General features: G+C 55.6%; 20 protein-coding genes. 17 read left to right on the forward strand and 3 right to left on the reverse strand.

The annotated features are described in order from the left end of the window. Positions 1 to 35: 35 nt before the first annotated feature. The 17 genes from nuoH to ADH68_RS06880 all read left to right on the forward strand — a co-directional run bounded on the left by nuoH (position 36) and on the right by ADH68_RS06880 (position 15387). The gene (nuoH, locus tag ADH68_RS06800) at positions 36 to 1115 is read left to right on the forward strand and encodes an NADH-quinone oxidoreductase subunit NuoH (RefSeq protein ID WP_068961455.1); all 1080 of its coding nucleotides are present in this window, start codon (positions 36 to 38) and stop codon (positions 1113 to 1115) included. 49 nt (positions 1116 to 1164) lie between these two features. Then, entirely contained in the window at positions 1165 to 2667 is a 1503-nt protein-coding gene (gene atpD / locus ADH68_RS06805) for a F0F1 ATP synthase subunit beta (RefSeq protein ID WP_068961454.1), read from the forward strand. A gap of 39 nt (positions 2668 to 2706) precedes the next feature. Beyond that, complete coding sequence (locus tag ADH68_RS06810; RefSeq protein ID WP_068961453.1) at positions 2707 to 2940, forward strand: F0F1 ATP synthase subunit epsilon; 234 nt, start codon at positions 2707 to 2709, stop codon at positions 2938 to 2940. Between the two features lies 1 nt (position 2941). Beyond that, complete coding sequence (gene atpB / locus ADH68_RS06815) at positions 2942 to 4135, forward strand: F0F1 ATP synthase subunit A (protein ID WP_068961452.1); 1194 nt, start codon at positions 2942 to 2944, stop codon at positions 4133 to 4135. Positions 4136 to 4188: 53 nt separating this feature from the next. Continuing rightward, on the forward strand, positions 4189 to 4440 hold the full coding sequence (gene atpE, locus ADH68_RS06820) for an ATP synthase F0 subunit C (RefSeq protein WP_088294794.1): 252 nt from the start codon (positions 4189 to 4191) through the stop codon (positions 4438 to 4440). Between the two features lie 19 nt (positions 4441 to 4459). Further along, the gene (gene atpF / locus ADH68_RS06825) at positions 4460 to 4957 is read left to right on the forward strand and encodes a F0F1 ATP synthase subunit B (RefSeq protein ID WP_068961450.1); all 498 of its coding nucleotides are present in this window, start codon (positions 4460 to 4462) and stop codon (positions 4955 to 4957) included. An 8-nt stretch (positions 4958 to 4965) separates the two neighbouring features. After that, a complete protein-coding gene (locus tag ADH68_RS06830; RefSeq protein WP_068961449.1) occupies positions 4966 to 5511 on the forward strand; it encodes a F0F1 ATP synthase subunit delta in 546 nt (181 codons plus the stop codon). A 17-nt stretch (positions 5512 to 5528) separates the two neighbouring features. After that, entirely contained in the window at positions 5529 to 7106 is a 1578-nt protein-coding gene (atpA, locus tag ADH68_RS06835; RefSeq protein ID WP_068961448.1) for a F0F1 ATP synthase subunit alpha, read from the forward strand. A gap of 69 nt (positions 7107 to 7175) precedes the next feature. Next, positions 7176 to 8057 carry an ATP synthase F1 subunit gamma gene (gene atpG / locus ADH68_RS06840; protein ID WP_068961447.1) on the forward strand — a complete coding sequence of 294 codons (882 nt, stop codon included), beginning with the start codon at positions 7176 to 7178 and terminating at the stop codon, positions 8055 to 8057. 135 nt (positions 8058 to 8192) lie between these two features. Beyond that, a complete protein-coding gene (locus tag ADH68_RS06845; protein WP_068961446.1) occupies positions 8193 to 8786 on the forward strand; it encodes a 4Fe-4S binding protein in 594 nt (197 codons plus the stop codon). Between the two features lie 9 nt (positions 8787 to 8795). After that, a complete protein-coding gene (locus ADH68_RS06850; RefSeq protein ID WP_068961445.1) occupies positions 8796 to 9314 on the forward strand; it encodes an NADH-quinone oxidoreductase subunit J family protein in 519 nt (172 codons plus the stop codon). 7 nt (positions 9315 to 9321) lie between these two features. Continuing rightward, positions 9322 to 9636: an NADH-quinone oxidoreductase subunit NuoK gene (gene nuoK, locus ADH68_RS06855; protein WP_068961444.1), complete on the forward strand. Its 315-nt coding sequence runs from the start codon at positions 9322 to 9324 to the stop codon at positions 9634 to 9636. A 9-nt stretch (positions 9637 to 9645) separates the two neighbouring features. Next, positions 9646 to 11607: an NADH-quinone oxidoreductase subunit L gene (nuoL, locus tag ADH68_RS06860; protein WP_068961443.1), complete on the forward strand. Its 1962-nt coding sequence runs from the start codon at positions 9646 to 9648 to the stop codon at positions 11605 to 11607. Between the two features lie 38 nt (positions 11608 to 11645). After that, positions 11646 to 13151 (forward strand): complex I subunit 4 family protein, encoded by a 1506-nt coding sequence (locus tag ADH68_RS06865; protein ID WP_068961442.1) that lies wholly within the window; start codon positions 11646 to 11648, stop codon positions 13149 to 13151. Between the two features lie 11 nt (positions 13152 to 13162). Continuing rightward, the gene (locus tag ADH68_RS06870) at positions 13163 to 14644 is read left to right on the forward strand and encodes an NADH-quinone oxidoreductase subunit N (RefSeq protein ID WP_068961441.1); all 1482 of its coding nucleotides are present in this window, start codon (positions 13163 to 13165) and stop codon (positions 14642 to 14644) included. Between the two features lie 114 nt (positions 14645 to 14758). Next, positions 14759 to 14971, forward strand: a complete 213-nt coding sequence (locus tag ADH68_RS06875; protein ID WP_068961440.1) for a hypothetical protein — start codon at positions 14759 to 14761, stop codon at positions 14969 to 14971. A 224-nt stretch (positions 14972 to 15195) separates the two neighbouring features. Then, a complete protein-coding gene (locus tag ADH68_RS06880; protein WP_068961439.1) occupies positions 15196 to 15387 on the forward strand; it encodes a hypothetical protein in 192 nt (63 codons plus the stop codon). Between the two features lie 164 nt (positions 15388 to 15551). On the opposite strand, the gene ribH is transcribed toward ADH68_RS06880, so the two are convergent. From ribH to ADH68_RS06895, 3 genes are all read right to left on the reverse strand, one after another. Beyond that, positions 15552 to 16046 carry a 6,7-dimethyl-8-ribityllumazine synthase gene (ribH, locus tag ADH68_RS06885; RefSeq protein ID WP_068961438.1) on the reverse strand — a complete coding sequence of 165 codons (495 nt, stop codon included), beginning with the start codon at positions 16044 to 16046 and terminating at the stop codon, positions 15552 to 15554. Between the two features lie 50 nt (positions 16047 to 16096). Beyond that, positions 16097 to 16873, reverse strand: a complete 777-nt coding sequence (locus tag ADH68_RS06890; RefSeq protein ID WP_068961437.1) for a carbohydrate kinase family protein — start codon at positions 16871 to 16873, stop codon at positions 16097 to 16099. A gap of 61 nt (positions 16874 to 16934) precedes the next feature. Beyond that, positions 16935 to 17558: a KpsF/GutQ family sugar-phosphate isomerase gene (locus tag ADH68_RS06895; protein ID WP_068961436.1), complete on the reverse strand. Its 624-nt coding sequence runs from the start codon at positions 17556 to 17558 to the stop codon at positions 16935 to 16937. Positions 17559 to 17804: the final 246 nt, after the last annotated feature.

Below are 17804 nucleotides of genomic sequence, written 5' to 3' on the forward strand. Positions count from 1 at the left end.
AGTTCAAGTAAAGAATACAAAGAACATCAAGATATATGTTAGAACTATCTCACGGAGCCGAGTGGCTCAATCAGTGGCTTCTTTCATGGTGCGCACCCTGGGTGGCCGTGACCATTGAGTGTGTGCTCATCGGCGTGCTGCTGCTCCTTGCCTATTCGGTGCTCGCACTCTTCTACATCTACTTCGAGCGCAAGGTCTGCGCCGCATTCCAGTGCCGCCGAGGCCCCAACCGTGTGGGCCCATGGGGTGTGCTGCAGTCGGTAGCCGACATGTTCAAGATCCTTATCAAGGAGCTTATCTCGCTCAACCATATCGACAAATTCCTGTTTGCCCTGGCGCCTTATCTGGTGATTCTGGCCTCGATGCTCTGTTTTTCGATGCTCCCATGGGGTAGCGGACTGCAGATTGTCGACTTCAATATCGGCATCTTCTTCCTGCTGGCTGTCAGCTCGATAGGAGTGCTCGGCATACTGCTCGCCGGATGGTCGTCCAACAACAAGTTCACCCTTATCGGTGCTCTCCGTTCGGGCGCACAGATGGTCAGCTACGAACTTTCTCTCGGTCTGTCGGTTATTACAATGGTAGCTTTCGCAGGCACGATGTCGATTTCTGAGATATGTCAGATGCAGAGCGACGGCATGTGGTTCATATTCTCGGGCCACATTCCCGCTGTCATCGCATTTGTGATTTTCATTATCGCCGGTACTGCCGAGACCAACCGTGGCCCGTTTGACCTTCCCGAGGCCGAGAGCGAGCTTACCGCCGGTTACCATACAGAGTATTCGGGTATTCATTTCGGCTTCTTCTATCTGGCCGAATACCTCAATCTCTTTATCGTATCGGGCGTGGCCGCCCTGCTCTTCTTCGGCGGATGGGCCCCTCTCCACATCCCGGGCTGGGATGCCTTCAACGGCGTGATGGACTGGATTCCTTCGACCATATGGTTCATAGCCAAGGCGATTGCAATCTCGTTTATCATCATCTGGTTCAAGTGGACATTCCCCCGTCTGCGTATCGACCAGCTGCTCGCCCTTGAGTGGAAATACCTCCTCCCCATCAACCTTGTCAACCTCGTGCTGATGGTGCTGGTGGTATGCTTCGGCCTCCACTTCTAATCAGTAACAAAACGCATATTAACCCCCTCTCAACGTCATATACCTAACAATGAGCGATAAATTCGGAACAGTAGCTCAGGTGATCGGCCCTGTGGTCGACGTCACCTTCGAAGGCGAGGACAATCTCGTCCCGCCTATTTACACGGCTCTGCGTGTACCCAAGGATGATGGCACCGACCTCATCCTGGAAGTCGAGCAACACATCGGCGAGGACACCGTGAGATGTGTGGCTATGGAAAGTACCGACGGTCTGCAGCGTGGCGTACGCGTGGAGAATCTCGGACGTCCTATCGCGGTGCCTACCGGCGACCAGGTGAAGGGACGCCTGCTCAACGTGCTCGGCGATGCCATCGACCACCTGCCCGAACTTAATCGCGAGTCGTTGCGCCCCATCCATCAGCCCGCCCCCGCGTTCGACGATCTCACCATCGGTACCGAGATTCTCTATACCGGTATCAAGGTCATCGACCTTCTCGAACCCTACTCCAAGGGTGGCAAAATCGGTCTGTTCGGCGGTGCCGGCGTAGGAAAGACGGTGCTCATCATGGAGCTTATCAACAATATCGCCAAAGGCCACAACGGATTCTCGGTGTTTACCGGTGTGGGCGAGCGTACCCGCGAAGGCAACGACCTGCTGCGCGAGATGATTGAGAGCGGCGTTATGAAATATGGTGAGAAATTCACCGAAGGCATGGAGAAAGGCGAGTGGAATCTTGCCGATGTCGACATGAAGCAGGTGGCCGAGTCGCAGGCAGCCCTCGTGTTCGGACAGATGAACGAACCCCCGGGCGCGCGTCTGCGTGTGGCTCTTACCGGTCTTACCGTCGCCGAGCAGTTCCGCGACCAGGATGGCGGAGGCAAGGACATCCTCCTCTTTATCGACAACATCTTCCGTTTCACCCAGGCAGGTTCCGAGGTGTCGGCTCTTCTGGGTCGTATGCCCTCGGCCGTAGGCTACCAGCCCACACTTGCCTCGGAGATGGGTGCCCTCCAGGAACGTATCACCTCGACAAAGCAGGGTTCGATTACCTCGGTACAGGCTATCTACGTGCCGGCCGACGACCTTACCGACCCCGCTCCCGCCACAACATTCAGCTTCCTCGACGCCACCACCGTGCTCTCGCGTAAGATTTCGGAGCTCGGTATCTATCCCGCCGTCGACCCGCTGGAATCGACATCGCGAATCCTCGACCCCCACATCATCGGCGAGGACCACTACAATACCGCCCAGGCTGTGAAGCAGCTGCTCCAGAAGTACAACGAGCTCCAGGATATCATTGCCATCCTCGGCGTCGACGAGCTCTCCGACGAGGACAAGCTCGTAGTGGCCCGCGCCCGCCGCGCCCAGCGCTTCCTGTCGCAGCCGTTCTTCGTGGCCGAGCAGTTTACCGGCCTCCCCGGTGTGATGGTGCCCCTGAGCGAGACCATCCGCGGCTTCAAGATGATTCTCAGCGGCGAGATGGACGAGTATCCCGAACAGGCGTTCCTCAATGTAGGCACCATCGACGATGCCATCGCCAAGGGCAAGAAGATGCTTGCCGAAGTGAAGTAACCAACAAGATTGTAAGGCAATTAAAACACTCATACGGATATGGTGCTCAAAGTAATCTCCGCGCAGGATGTCCTCTTCGAGGGCGAAGTGGGCAAAGTGTCGCTTCCGGGAGCCGAAGGTACATTCATGGTGCTTCCAGGCCATGCCTCGCTTATCTCCACTCTTGTGCCGGGTCCTGTGGTATACGACCATGACGGACATTCCGCACGCATCGATGTCGCCGGAGGCATAGTCGATGTAGACAACGACATAATATCTGTATGCATCTATTGATATGAAACGAACCATCCTGCTACTTGCCCTCCTGCTGGCCGTGCTGCTCCCCGCCCCGCTGTCGCTGATTGCGGACGAGGCCGGCGTGCGTGCCGAGGCGCAGGCGGAAGAAGCCGAAAGCCGCTCGGAAGAGAAGAAAATCGACCCCAAGGAGATTATCTTCGAGCATCTGGGCGACGGCTACGGCTGGGAAGTGCCTTTCTGCCACGACGTGCGCATACCCCTGCCGGTAATCGTGCGCGACTATCAGGGTGACTGGCATTGCTTCAGCTCGTCGCGTATCGGCCATGGACACAGCTATACTGTGACCGACTCCGACGGTGCCGAGATGACATTCCGTCTCGGAGGCCACGACAGCAAGTGGCACAACAAGCTCGTCGGGATGCGTCCCGAGGTAGTCGACGGACAGACACAGATGGTGGAGTACCGTCCCCTCGACTTCTCCATCACCAAAAACGTCTGCGCCATATTCATCGCCTGCCTGCTGGTAATGTGGATGGTGCTTGATGTGGCCGCATGGTACCGCAAGAAAGGGTATACGGCTCCCCGCCGTGCCACAGGTGCCATCGAGGCCCTTATCGAGTTCATATACTACGGTGTAATCAAGCCCACCCTCGGCGCCAAGAGCCGCAAGTTCGGCCCCTACCTCCTCACGGTATTCTTCTTCATACTCGTGGCCAACCTGCTGGGCCTGATGGTAATATTCCCCGGCGGCGCCAACATCACCGGCAACATCGCCGTGACGCTCGTGCTGTCGCTGATTACATTCCTCATAGTAAACATATTCGGCACCAAGCACTACTGGAAAGAAGTGTTCTGGCCCGATGTGCCCCTGTGGCTGAAATTCCCCATCCCCATCATGCCGGTAATCGAGCTTTTCGGCGTGTTCACCAAGCCGGCGGCGCTTACCGTGCGTCTCTTCGCCAACATGATGGGCGGCCACATCATAGTAATCGTGCTCACGCTGCTCATCTTCATCCTCGGCGCTCTCGGCGCTGCGGCAGCCGGAGGCACTCTGGTGGTGTCACTGATATTCTCGGTGTTCATGCTCCTTATCGATGTGCTCGTGAGCTTCATCCAGGCCTACGTGTTCACCATGCTCTCGACCGTATTCATCGGTCTTGCGCAGGAAGACGGTCACCATGGAAAGGATGCCCACGAGGTCCCCGCGGCGCCCACCACCACCCGTTCATGAATCTCCTCACCCCAAAGTCATAGAAAATATTAACCCATAAATCCTACACAATTATGTTAACAGCATTAATCATCGCAGCAATCGACGCAGGTCTCAAAGGTATCGGAGCATGTCTTGGCGCAGCTATCGCAGCAATCGGCGCAGGTATCGGCATCGGCAAGATCGGCGGTGCTGCCATGGAAGCTATCGCCCGTCAGCCCGAGGCTACCGGCGACATCCGAAGCAACATGATCGTTATCGCCGCCCTTATCGAGGGTGTGGCTCTTTTCGCCGTCATCGTCTGCGTGCTGGCATTCTTCCTCTAATCTGTAGCATATCCCTGAAATGGAACTATTCACGCCTGAATTCGGCCTGGTATTCTGGATGTTCGTGGCATTCGCCATCCTCTTCTTCGTACTGTGGAAGTGGGGCTGGCCTGCCATCATGAAGAGCATCGACGACCGCGCCGATCTCATCGACAAGGGTGTGGAGTATGCGCAGAATGCCAAAGAGCAGCTTGACAACGCCCGCCAGGAGGCAAGCAAGTATATCGACGAAGCGCGCAAGCAGCAGGCCGAGATACTTCGCGAGGCCGACCGCATGAAAACCGAGATAATCGAGGAAGCGCGTGCCGCAGCCTCAAAGGAGGCCCAGAAAGTGATGGACGCCGCCAAGGTATCTATCGAGCAGGAGCGCAAGGAAGCGCGTCAGCAGTTCCGCGACGAGGTGACCTCGTTTGCCCTCGATATCGCTACAAAGGTTGTACGCGGACAGATGGCCGACCGCAAGGCCCAGACCAAGCTCGTCGACTCCCTCCTTGATGAAATGGAAACCAACAACTGACAACCGACATGGACCAAGGTCTTATCCCCAACCGTTACGCCAAAGCCCTCTACAAGTTCGCCCTCGAAAAGGGAGCGGCCGACAGGGTGTATGAGCTGATGAAATGCCTCTGCGCATCCTTTGCCGGGCAGCCCCGCCTGCAGGAAGTAGTCGCCAACCCGTTTGTGGCTACCGAAGATAAGACCGGCCTGCTCACCACAGCGGCATGCGCCAAGAGCACCGACACGGTCTTTGCCGACTTCCTGAAGCTGCTGGTGGAGAACCGCCGCATCGACATCGTGCGCCTGATAGCCCTGCGCTATCTCGACATCTACCGCCGGGCCAACAACATCTGCCTGGTGAAGATTGTCACCGCCACCGACATGCCCGCCGAAGTGGTCGGCAAGCTGCATGCCCTGGTCGAGCGTCATCTCCCCGGCGCCACTGTGGAGTACACCCACCTGACCGATCCCTCAATCATCGGCGGCTTCATCGTCGACGTCAACTCCGAGCGCCTCGACGCTTCGCTCGAGAGCGAACTGCGGCAGCTGCGTCTAAAACTCCTTAGCAAGTAAATACCCCCACAACAAGAATGATCAACCCAAGCGAAATATCGGAAGTATTAAAGCAACAGCTTGAGAACGTCAACTCAAAGGTGTCGTTCGAAGAAGTTGGAACAGTCCTTGAGGTAGGCGACGGCGTAGCCCACGTCTACGGACTCGAAAATGTGCGCGCCAACGAGCTCGTCGAGTTCGAGAATGGCGTTAAAGGCGTTGCCATGAACCTCGAAGAGAGCAACGTAGGTGTGATTCTGCTCAACAGCGTTGACCGGGTGACTGAGAATATGACCGTGCGCCGCACCGGCGAAATCGCCTCAGTGCTCGTCGGCGAGGGCCTCTTGGGTCGCGTCATCAACGTGCTCGGAGAGCCTATCGACGGCGCCGGCCCCATCAGCGGCGAGCGCCTGCGCATGCCACTCGAGCGCAAAGCCCCGGGCGTTATCTTCCGTCAGCCCGTGAAGCAGCCTCTCCAGACCGGTATCAAGGCCATCGACTCGATGGTGCCCATAGGCCGCGGACAGCGTGAGCTTATCATCGGCGACCGCCAGATAGGCAAGACCGCCATCGCCATCGACACCATCATCAACCAGCGCAAGAACTATGAGGAGGGCAAGCCCGTCTACTGCATATATGTGGCTATCGGCCAGAAGGCATCGACAGTGGCCGCTCTCGTGCAGACTCTGCGCGACAACGGTGCGCTCCCCTATACCGTGATTGTGGCCGCCAACGCCTCCGACTCGGCCTCGATGCGCTACTATGCCCCGTTTGCCGGCGTAGCCATCGGCGAGTATTTCCGCGACACCGGCCGAGACGCCCTTATCGTATACGACGACCTGTCGAAGCAGGCTGTGGCCTATCGCGAGATCTCGCTTATCCTTAAGCGTCCCTCGGGCCGCGAGGCATACCCCGGCGATATCTTCTATCTCCACTCGCGTCTGCTTGAACGTGCCGCCAAGATTATCGACAACCAGGAGGTGGCCGCCTCGATGAACGACCTTCCCGCCGTGCTCAAAGACAAGGTGAAGGGTGGTGGCTCGCTTACTGCGCTCCCGATTATCGAGACCCAGGCGGGCGACGTGTCGGCTTACATCCCTACCAACGTAATTTCGATTACCGACGGCCAGATCTTCCTTGAGACCGCACTGTTCAACCGCGGTATCCGTCCGGCTATCAATGTGGGTATCTCCGTATCGCGTGTAGGCGGTAACGCCCAGATCAAGCCGATGAAGAAGATTGCCGGTACGCTGAAAATCGACCAGGCACAGTTCCGCGAGCTTGAGTCGTTTACCAAATTCGGCGGCGATATCGACCCTGTTACCGCGCGTGTCATCGACAAGGGACGCAAGAACGAGCGACTCCTCATCCAGCCCCAGTACGAGCCTATGGCCGTCGAGGACGAGGTGGCCGTAATCTTCTGCGGCACCAAGGGCCTGCTTGAGGATGTGCCTCTCGACAAGGTGGCCGAGTTCCAGAAACTCTTCCTCCAGCTCCTCCACGCCAAGTACCAGAAAGATGTGCTCGACGCCATCGCCGCCGGCCAGCTTACCGACGATATCACCGACAAGCTCACCAAGGCCGCCCGCGAGATAGCGAGCCGCTACAAGAACTAATAAAGGAACCGACAGAGGCAGTGCGGGTGCCCGTCAAAGCCCCGCACCGCTTCGTATCAATAACTCACAATGGCAACTCTGCGAGAACTAAAGGGCCGTATCGGATCGGTCAAGTCGTCGGAGAAGATTACCGGCGCCATGAAGATGATTTCATCGGCCAAGATGCACAAGGCCGAGCAGTCGCTGCGCCGTCTGCTCCCCTTCCGCGGCCAGATCGAGACCATCATGGGCAATCTCCTGTCGGCCGACGCCGAATTCAGCTCGCCTCTGACTCTTACGCGCGACGTGACCCGTGCGGGTATCGCCGTGTGGGGCAGTGACGACGGTCTGTGTGGCGCCTACAATATCAATATCTTCAAGGGCCTTCTGCTGCGCATCAACCAGTTGCGCGAGCGCTACGGAGCGTCGCTTGAGATAACCCTGTATCCTGTAGGTAACAAGATGGTCAAGGCCACCCGCAAGCTCTCGGGCAACGGCATCACTGTAGAGGTAATAGGCGACATCCATGCCAAGAGCGACGGCGAGGCTGTGAAGGCTTTCACGTCGGCTCTCCAGCAGAAGTTTCTCGACGGGGACATCGACATGCTCGATCTCCTCTACATGAACTTCAAGAGCATGAGCCGCCAGACTCTGCGCAACGAACAGCTTCTGCCGGTAGTGCACGAGACACTTACCGCCAACGCCGTGACCGTGCAGTGCCGCCCCTATATCTTCGAGCCCGACGCCAACACGATATTCAACTCGGTGCTCCCGCTCTTCATCCTCGCAGTGGTGCAGGAGATATTCACCGAGAATGTCGCCAGCGAGCAGGCCGCCCGCATCATGGCCATGCAGAGCGCCAACGACAACGCCAAGAAACTCCTCGAGCAGCTGCAGCTTGAATACAACAAGCTGCGCCAGCAGGCTATCACCTCGGAGCTGCTCGATATCCTCGGAGGTCAGGTCAGATAGGCCGCGCCTCCGGCATAGAGGGAGCATCCGGCAGTGAGAATATTGCCGTACCGGACCGCCGGATGCCTTCCCGCAAAGACGAACCACATATAATTTTGCTATCGGTACGCGAAAAAAAGAACACCAGTCATATCTATGGGCAGTGTAAAAGAGTATTTTTCATCACTGGGCACAGGCATATCAAGCCTTATAAAAGGTATGGGAGTCACCGGCAAGGAGTTTTTCACTCCCAAGGTGACCGAGTCGTATCCCGACTCCCGCAAGGGCGCCGACCCCTCGGAACCCCGCTATCAGCAGTATGCGGCCCCGCGCTTCCGCGCCAAGCTACAGTTTATCTATCTTCCTGACGGACGCAACCGTTGTACGGCGTGCGGCACATGCCAGCGCAATTGTCCGAACGGCACCATCACCATCACCACCAAGATGGTCGACCTCCCCGACGGAAAGAAGAAACGCAAGCTCGACAAGTATATGTACGACCTTGGCAGCTGTACATTCTGCGAGCTGTGTGTCACCACATGCCCATTCGACGCCATCGAGTTCAGCAACGACTTCGAGCAGGCCGTGTTTACCCGTGAGAAACTTGTGCAGCAGCTCAACTATCTCCCCGAGCAGCCGGGCGATCCCGCACCCAAGGCTCCTGCCGCAGCACCCAAGGCAGCCCCTGCCGCACCTAAGGCCGAGGCCACCTCGGCTCCTGCAACCGAACCCGAAAAGAAAGAAAATTAAATCGTATATATGGAATCAGTTGGAAGTATTGTAATGTACTGGATAATCGTAGCCTCGATTATCATCTTTTCGATACTGACTGTCACCACACGTCGCATCCTTAGAGCGGCGACCTACCTGCTGTTTACGCTATTTGCCACCGCCGGCCTCTACTTCAAGCTCGACTATGAGTTTCTCGGCGCTGTGCAGATTGCCGTTTACGCCGGTGGTATCGTCGTGCTTGTGGTATTCTCGATACTGCTGACGACGAAGCCCGGTGACGCCAGTTCGCAACTTACTTCGCGCCGCCGTCTTTTCGGAGGTGTGGCCTCGGCGCTAGCACTCGCGGGTCTGGGCTACGCAGTGGTGGCCCGTCCTGACTTCTGGAGTACCTTCAGCCGTCCGTTTGACGGAGATTTCACCATGAATCATCTTGGTGAGGTGCTGCTCGGTACCGAGAAGTTCGGTTATCTGCTGCCGTTCGAGGCAGTGAGTGTGTTGTTACTCGCATGTATAATCGGTGGCGTGGTAATCGCCCGCAAACGTTGATCAGACGATGGACAATTTACCTATAGCAATGTATATAATCCCCAGCATCATAATGTTCTGCTGCGGAGTCTACGGTTTCGTCACCCGTAAAAATCTGATTGCGATACTCATCTCGCTGGAGCTTATGCTCAATGCCGTCGATATCAACTTTGTGGTGTTCAACCGCTTTCTGTATCCCGGACAGCTCGAGGGCATGATGTTTACACTTTTCGCCATCGCTATCGCCGCCGCCGAGACGGGGCTTGCGATTGCCATTATCGTAAACCTCTTCCGCTGGGCACGCAATATTGATATACGCGACCTTAACAAAATGAAATTCTAAGACACGGTTATGGAAATTATATCAATCTTCATACTCTGCATACCCCTCTTCATGTTCCTGCTGCTCGGCCTTACAGGCATGAAGATGAGCCATAAGCTCGCGGGCGTACTCGGCTGTCTCGGTATGGGCACCGTGCTCGTGCTCAGCTACTGGACCGCACTGAGCTACTTCTTCGGCGACTTCTATACCGCCGAGGGCACACGTGCCGCTCTTGTACTCTGGAATGTGGACTGGCTACAGTTCACACAGCATCTTGTAATCCGTCTGGGCTTCATGCTCGACCCGATATCGGCCATGATGCTCATCGTGATACCCACCATCTCGTTTATGGTGCATCTCTACTCGATGGGCTACATGGAGGGAGAGAAGGGCTTCCAGCGTTATTTCGCATTCCTGTCGCTCTTCAGCTTCTCGATGCTCGGCCTTGTAGTGGCCACCAACATCTTCCAGATGTATATCTTCTGGGAGCTTGTGGGCGCATCGTCCTACCTGCTGATCGGCTTCTTCTACAAGCTGCCTTCGGCAGTGTCGGCCTCTAAGAAGGCGTTTATCGTCACCCGTTTCGCCGACCTCGGCTTCCTGCTGGGTATCCTTATTCTCAGCTACTGCACACAGACGTTCGACTTCCTCGACATCACTTCGGCCGCTGTGGCCAACTATGAAGGCGGAGTCGCTTCCTACACCGGTCCGTTCACCGGCATCCTTACTTCATTCTCCGGAATGACCTTCCTCGGTGCCTCGACTCTCACATGGGCTCTCGTGCTTATCTTCATGGGAGGTATGGGTAAGTCGGCTATGCTTCCGCTCCACATCTGGCTCCCCGATGCTATGGAAGGCCCGACTCCCGTGTCGGCCCTCATCCATGCCGCAACGATGGTTGTGGCCGGTGTGTACCTGGTGGCCCGTCTGTTCCCGCTCTATCTGCTTGAGATGTCGGCGATGAACATCATCGCTGTCGTGGGCTGCATCACCGCATTCTATGCGGCTGTGGTGGCATGCACACAGATTGACATCAAGCGCGTGCTCGCGTTCTCGACCATCTCTCAGATTGCGTTCATGGTGACATCGCTCGGCATCGCCCGTCCCGAAATCCACGAGGGTCTCGGCTTCATGGCCTCGATGTTCCATCTGTTCACCCACGCCATGTTCAAGGCTCTGTTGTTCCTTGGCGCCGGTGCTCTGATACATGCCGTACACTCCAACAACTATACGGCCATGCACGGTCTGCGCAAGTATATGCCCGTCACCCACATCACGTTCCTTATCGGCTGTCTGGCCATCGCGGGCATACCCCCCTTCGCCGGCTTCTTCTCCAAGGACGAGATTTTGGCCGCCGCATTCGAGAACCACTGGTTCTGGGGCGCATGGCTTATGATGGTTGCGGGCCTGACCGCTTTCTACATGTTCCGTCTCTACTACATGATTTTCTGGTGGAAAGAGCATGACTGCGCTCACCATACCCCCCACGACGCTCCTGTGGTGATGAGCATACCTCTGGTATTCCTTGCCGCTGTAAGCTGTGTGGCCGGTTTCATACCTTTCGGACACTTCGTGACATGGAACGGCGCCAGCTACGATATCCACATGGTAGGCTGGGTGGCTATCTCCAGCGTGTGCGTTGCAGTGCTTGCCATTCTGCTGGCCACAAAGATGTATCTCAAGGAGAATCCTCTCCCCGACAAGCTCGCCGATACATTCCACGGCCTTTGGACCGCCGCCCACCATCGCTTCTACTGGGACGAGCTCTATATGTGGATTACCCACAAGGTGATATTTCAGTGCATATGCCGTCCGATAGCATGGTTTGACCGCCATATCATCGACGGAACGATGGACAGCTTTGCCAAAGTCACCCAGTGGACCTCATTGCAGGTGCGCGGACTTCAGTCGGGCAACGTGCAGTTCTATGTATGGATTTATCTTGTCGGAGCGCTTGCTCTGGGTACAATAGCCTGGATCTGCCTGCTGTAATCACTGATGCGAAAACACTCTGAAAAAATATAGTAATTATGATATTCTCAAATATTCTGATATATTTCGTAGTCATCCCGCTGGTGATGCTCGGGCTGCTGTTCCTCTGCCGGGACATCAAGCAGGTGCGCACAGTGGCCGTCATCGGCTCTACGGCGCTTGTGGCCCTTTCGGTATATCTGCTCTTTGACTTCCTGCATCTGCGCCAGCTCGGCGCCGACGCTCCGATGCTCTACACCGGGTCGTGGATGTGGTTTGAGCCTCTCAACATCCATCTTGCCCTCGGTGTCGACGGAATTTCCGTGGCGATGATTCTGCTTTCGGCGATTATCGTATTTGCCGGCACTTTCGCATCGTGGAAAATCGATCCGCTGCCCAAAGATTTCTTCCTTTGGCTCATTCTTCTGTCGACCGGCGTGTTCGGGTTCTTCATCTCAATCGACCTGTTTACGATGTTCATGTTCTACGAGGTGGCTCTTATCCCGATGTACCTTCTCATCGGACTCTGGGGTACAGGCCGCAAGGAGTACAGCGCCATGAAGCTGACCCTTATGCTTATGGGCGGCTCGGCATTCCTGCTGCTCGGCATCCTCGGCATCTACTACCACTCGGCTCCCGAGGGCGGACAGCTGACCATGAACCTTCTTGAGATTTCGGCCAACGGCGCCATACCCCACGGCTGGCAGACATTCCTCTTCCCGATTACATTCGTAGGTTTCGGTGTGCTCGGCGCGATGTTCCCGTTCCACACATGGAGTCCCGACGGTCACGCCTCGGCTCCGACCGCTGTGTCGATGCTCCACGCCGGTGTGCTCATGAAGCTCGGCGGTTACGGCTGCTTCCGTGTGGCCATCTATCTGATGCCCCAGGCGGCCAATGAGCTGGCATGGATATTCCTTATCCTGACCGGTATCTCGGTAGTGTACGGAGCATTCAGCGCCTGCGTACAGACCGACCTCAAGTATATCAACGCCTACTCTTCGGTAAGCCACTGCGGCATGGTGCTCTTCGCCATCCTCATGCTCAACACCACCGCCATGACAGGCGCCGTGCTCCAGATGCTCTCGCACGGTCTGATGACAGCCCTCTTCTTCGCCCTTATCGGTATGATTTACGGACGTACACATACCCGCGATATCCGTCTGATGGGCGGCCTTATGAAGATAATGCCTTTCCTGGCCGTATGCTATGTAATCGCCGGTATGGCCTCGCTGGGTCTGCCCGGTCTGTCGGGCTTCGTGGCTGAAATGACAATCTTTGTAGGCTCATGGGAGCACACCGACATGTTCCACCGCGCGTTTACCGTGGCTGCCTGCTGCTCGATTGTGATTACCGCGGTGTATATCCTCCGCGTTGTAGGCAAGCTGCTCTTCGGCCCGGTACAGGACGAGCACCATCTGTCGCTCACCGACGCCACATGGTGGGAGCGTCTGTCGGCTATCACACTTATCGTGTGTGTGGCCGGTATCGGTTGCTTCCCCAACTGGATCAGCACCTTGATCCACAATTCGTTCCTCCCCATTATCGAAGTCCTCACAAAGTAAGATAATAAGATATGGATTATTCACAGTTTCTGGTCATGCACCAAGAGATAGGATTGCTGGTCCTCATCTTATTGGTCTTTCTTTTCGACACATTCAGCTCGCGGCAGGCACCCCGCGGACTGTCGATGTTCACAGTGTGCCTCTTCGCTTTGGTCACTATCGGCGGATTCGTATATCCCTGGGATGCGACCTCGGCCACGGCTTTCGGCGGCATGTATGCCACCTCGCCTGTGATGACAGCCATCAAGAACATACTCAACATCGGCGCTCTCATCGTGCTGGTGCAGGCCATGCAGTGGGCCGACAGCGAGTTTATGAAGGTGCGCCGCGGAGAGTTCTACGAGCTTCTGCTCATCACCCTCTTCGGTATGTACCTGATGATTTCGGCACGCCACTTCCTGCTCTTCATCATCGGTCTGGAGACAGCTTCTCTGCCGCTTGCCGCCCTTGTGGCCTTTGACAAGCAGCGCTACGAGAGCCACGAGGCCGCCATCAAGTATCTGCTCACAGCCGTGTTCTCCTCGGCGATATTCATGATGGGCCTGTCGTTTGTGTACGCTCTGAGCGGCACCCTCTACTTCGCCGACATCGCCGCATCAATCAATCCGCAGAACAGCCTGATGCTACTTCTCGCCATCGCGTTTGTAATCGCCGGCATGGGCTTTAAGCTCTCGCTTGTGCCGTTCCACCTGTGGACCGCCGACGTATACCAGGGCGCTCCGACCACCATCACCTCGTATCTGTCGGTAATCTCCAAGGGAGCCGCCGCTTTCTCGTTCTTCGTGATAATGGTGCAGGTGTTCGGTCCGTTCTACGGCAAGGCCTGGGAGTGGATGCTCTATGCTCTGATTATCCTCACCATCACCGTAGGTAACCTCTTCGCCCTCCGCCAGAAGAATCTGAAGCGATTCCTCGCTTTCTCGTCGATATCCCAGGCCGGTTATATCATGCTCGGCGTGATGGCCGCCACTACCCAGGGGCTTGGCTCGCTGATGTACTATATCCTTGTGTATATCTTCAGCAACCTCGCTGCCTTCGGTGTAATCCAGGCTATCGAGAACAAGACAGGCAAGGTGGATATGGACAGCTACAACAACCTGTATTCGACCAATCCCAAGTTGGCGTTCACAATGATGCTCGCCATGTTCTCTTTGGCCGGTATCCCGCCGTTTGCGGGCTTCTTCAGCAAGTTCTTCATCTTCGCAGCCGCCACCGAACCGGGCACTCCGGCTCTCTATGTGCTGGTGCTCATCGCGTTGATCAACACTATCATCTCGCTCTACTACTACCTGCTCGTAGTGAAGGCGATGTTTATCAACAACCAGGAAGCCTGCGTGATTCCTGCATTCCGCAGCGCCGGCAGCGAGCGTCTGGCCATGACAGTATGTGTGGCAGGCATCATCCTTATCGGTATTGTGTCGTGCATCTACAACGGCCTTATCGATGCGTCGGTGATGAATCCCGAATACATATTCGCTTCATTCGCCAATTGACAATACGGCGGTCACGCTACCGCTTGACATACATAAAAAGCGGGGGTGGAAACCGAATTCCATCCCCGCTTTGCTTTTTTCTCAATCAAACGATTATTTAACTTATAATGCAATATGGATACTGAGAATGTCAATGGCATGGAGGACGAATATGATATGTCGCAATGCCCTACGGATGAAGAACTCGACGAGCGACTTGATGCATTTGTGGCCCATCTGCCGGCGGAACTGACTCCGGAGCAGATTGAGGTATTGCGCCGTCAGACAGCCCGCTCTCAAGAAAGTAAATTAACGGCTATGAGCCTGACGGATAGTTTTTTGATATAATCATATTGTCATTAACCCAAAGAGGAGGTGCATCGGTGCATGTACTGATGCGCCTCTATTGCCGTCAACATAATAAACAAACTCTAAGTCAAAAAATAATATCGAGTTGCTTATAAGTGTGATATTTGCTGATCTTTGTAGAAGATTGTTAAAAATAGACTGATTATTATGAGATTTTGCTACAGACAGCTTGTGGGTGCGATGCTTGTATCTATTGCATGGCTATGCCTGCCAATGCTCTGGGCGAGCGTGCGGTCGTGGTGATATCAAAGGATGGTACCACCAGGGAGGTTGCTTTGGGGGATGTGGCGCGCATTGACATCGGTCAGGGAAAGCCGACTCTCCACACTTCGGGAGGAGAGGCCAACGACTTGGCTTATGAGTCGCTTGACCGTATGCTTATAGGCCTGCCGTAAAGCAGATATCGAGCAAGCGTAATCCTACTCTTAGAAAGAGATGATTGTATCGTAGATACATTGGTTAACAAATGGCAAGGAGCTGCATCCGTGAAGATTAGGGTGCAGCTCCTTGAATTTTTTTGTATGTAGTCTTAGCGGTGTTTTCTCCGCTGACTGTCGGGTTATTGAAGGGAATCGGTAGTGATGGCAGTGGCTTCGGCGAAGCTGATCATGTGGATTGCCGCTTCGGCCGCTTCGGTGCCTTTGTTGCCGAGCCGGCCTCCGGCTCGGTCGATAGCCTGCTGCTCGTCGTTAACGGTGAGCACTCCGAATATCACCGGGCATTCGGCATTGAGGTTGAGCTGTGTCATGCCTTCGGTGACGCTTTGGCATACGTAGTCGAAGTGTGGGGTGTCGCCGCGGATTACGCATCCGATTATTATTACGGCGTCGAACATTGGCTGCAGGCGAGCTGCGGCGTAGGTGAGTTCGACAGTTCCGGGCACTTCAAAGCTGCTGTATGCTATGCCGCGGCTCTCGAGGAGATTGGCGGCTCCTTGGGCAAGCGGTGTGGTGATGTGGCTGTTCCAGCGGGCGGCGACGAGGGCTATTTTTGCATTTTTTGATATAACCGGCAGTTCGCCTGAGGGGGCACCGGTAGAGAGGGCTGTTGACATATCGTTTTTTTGATTTTACAGAATAGCCGCCGGAAGAGACGGCCATGGGATTATTTCTCGGGAGAGTCGTTGTCGGCGAGGAGTACTGTGGTCAGGGCCGAAAGGAGCGCCACCGGGGTGGGGGATGTGAGGAACAGAGTCGGCAGAGTGTCGGGCGAAGCGTGGGAATGGATTGTAAGCCGGCCATCGTGGGAGAGGTTGTACATGGTGTCGGTGTAGAATGAAATGTGGTCGCGGAATGCCTCGTCGGGGTCTTTCGCGCGGAATATCGCACGAAGGTCGGCAGAGGTGGTCACGGCAATGTCGGCCGCCTCAAAGTTTTCGAGGATAGCCGGCATGAGGTGGGTGATGTTGCGCACTCGCGCCGGCTCGAAGTCGGGTACATATATGACCTTTGCATTGCGTTCGCGGGCATATCGCACTATGTCGAACAGGCGTGTCCGTGCTCTTGGGTCGAGGGCGTAGTTTCCGCCGAAGAGCAGTATGTCGCCGGGATTTATTCTCGGCCATACTACGGTGAATCCGGAGTCGTGGTATGCTCCGTAGCGCGAGCTTTTTCCGTCGGAGAAGAGCAGGTGCAGCTGTGTCGCTCCTCCGGTGTATCGGTCGACGCTTTCCGTGTCGACACCGGCGTCGTTAAGATAGCGCAGTATTATGTCGCCCACGGGGTCGGAGGCAATCTCGCTTACGAGGCTTACCTGCTGTGCGGATGCGGCTATTGCCGCCGCGGCGTTGAGCAGGACGCCATGGGGTGCTGATGCGACCGGGGCTGTGCCGTCGAAGGTAATCTGCAGGGCGCATTCGCCGATTATGATTATTTTACGCATTGTCAAGTATGATGCTGTTGTGTGTGTGTTCCGTAGTTGTCTGCCGAGTGGGTGGGGTGTGTTACCTTTCGGTAGAGGATTCTTCGCCGCGAGATTTGGAGCCAAGGTATCCGCCGTGGTGGCGCAGGGCATACTGTTCGCGTGAGAATCCGGTAAGTCGCATAACATTTACCACGAGGACGTCGCCGATAACGGTCATCATTGTGGTTGAGGTGGTGGGCGTGAGTCCGAGCGGACATACCTCTGGCGCCCCTCCTGTGGAGAGTGTCACGTCGGCAATCGCGGCGAGCGGACTGTCGGGATTTCCGGTTATCACGATAAGTGGCACCCGGGGATAGAGATTGTGGGCAAGTTCTACGAGAGCGATGATTTCGTAGGTCTTTCCGGAGTTGCTGATGAGGAGCATCACGTCGTCGGGCTGTAGCACGCCGAGGTCGCCGTGCTGTGCCTCGCTCGGGTGGAGATTTACGGCGGGAGTTCCTGTCGAGGAGAATGTTGTGGCGATGTTCATCGCAATCTGTCCGGCTTTACCCATTCCAGAGGTCACGAGCTTGCCCCGGCGTCGGTGTACGTGCTCGATAATAAGCTCTACAGCACGGTCGTAGGCGTCGGAGACGGGTATGTTGAGAATTGCGTCGCTTTCACATCGGAGGATGTGCCGCATCGATTCCTGTACGTCGGTCATAGTGTATTTATGTTAATCAATGCAAATTTAGGCAATATAAATGAGAAACGGGCAAGTGCGGAAGAAAAAACGTGTCTGTATATGGCAGGTGCATTACACTATCAACATGGCAGGAGAGGGTATGGCGAAGTCGGGAGAGTTAAAAATAATTAAAATGATTTTGCGGGGAACTTAAAAAGTCGTACCTTTGCACACCGATTATGTCCAAATTAATGCATTGATTTGCACGGAGAAGCATTTTTGGCC

The sequence above is a fragment of the Muribaculum intestinale genome, from assembly GCF_002201515.1.
Classification (GTDB): Bacteria; Bacteroidota; Bacteroidia; order Bacteroidales; family Muribaculaceae; genus Muribaculum; species Muribaculum intestinale.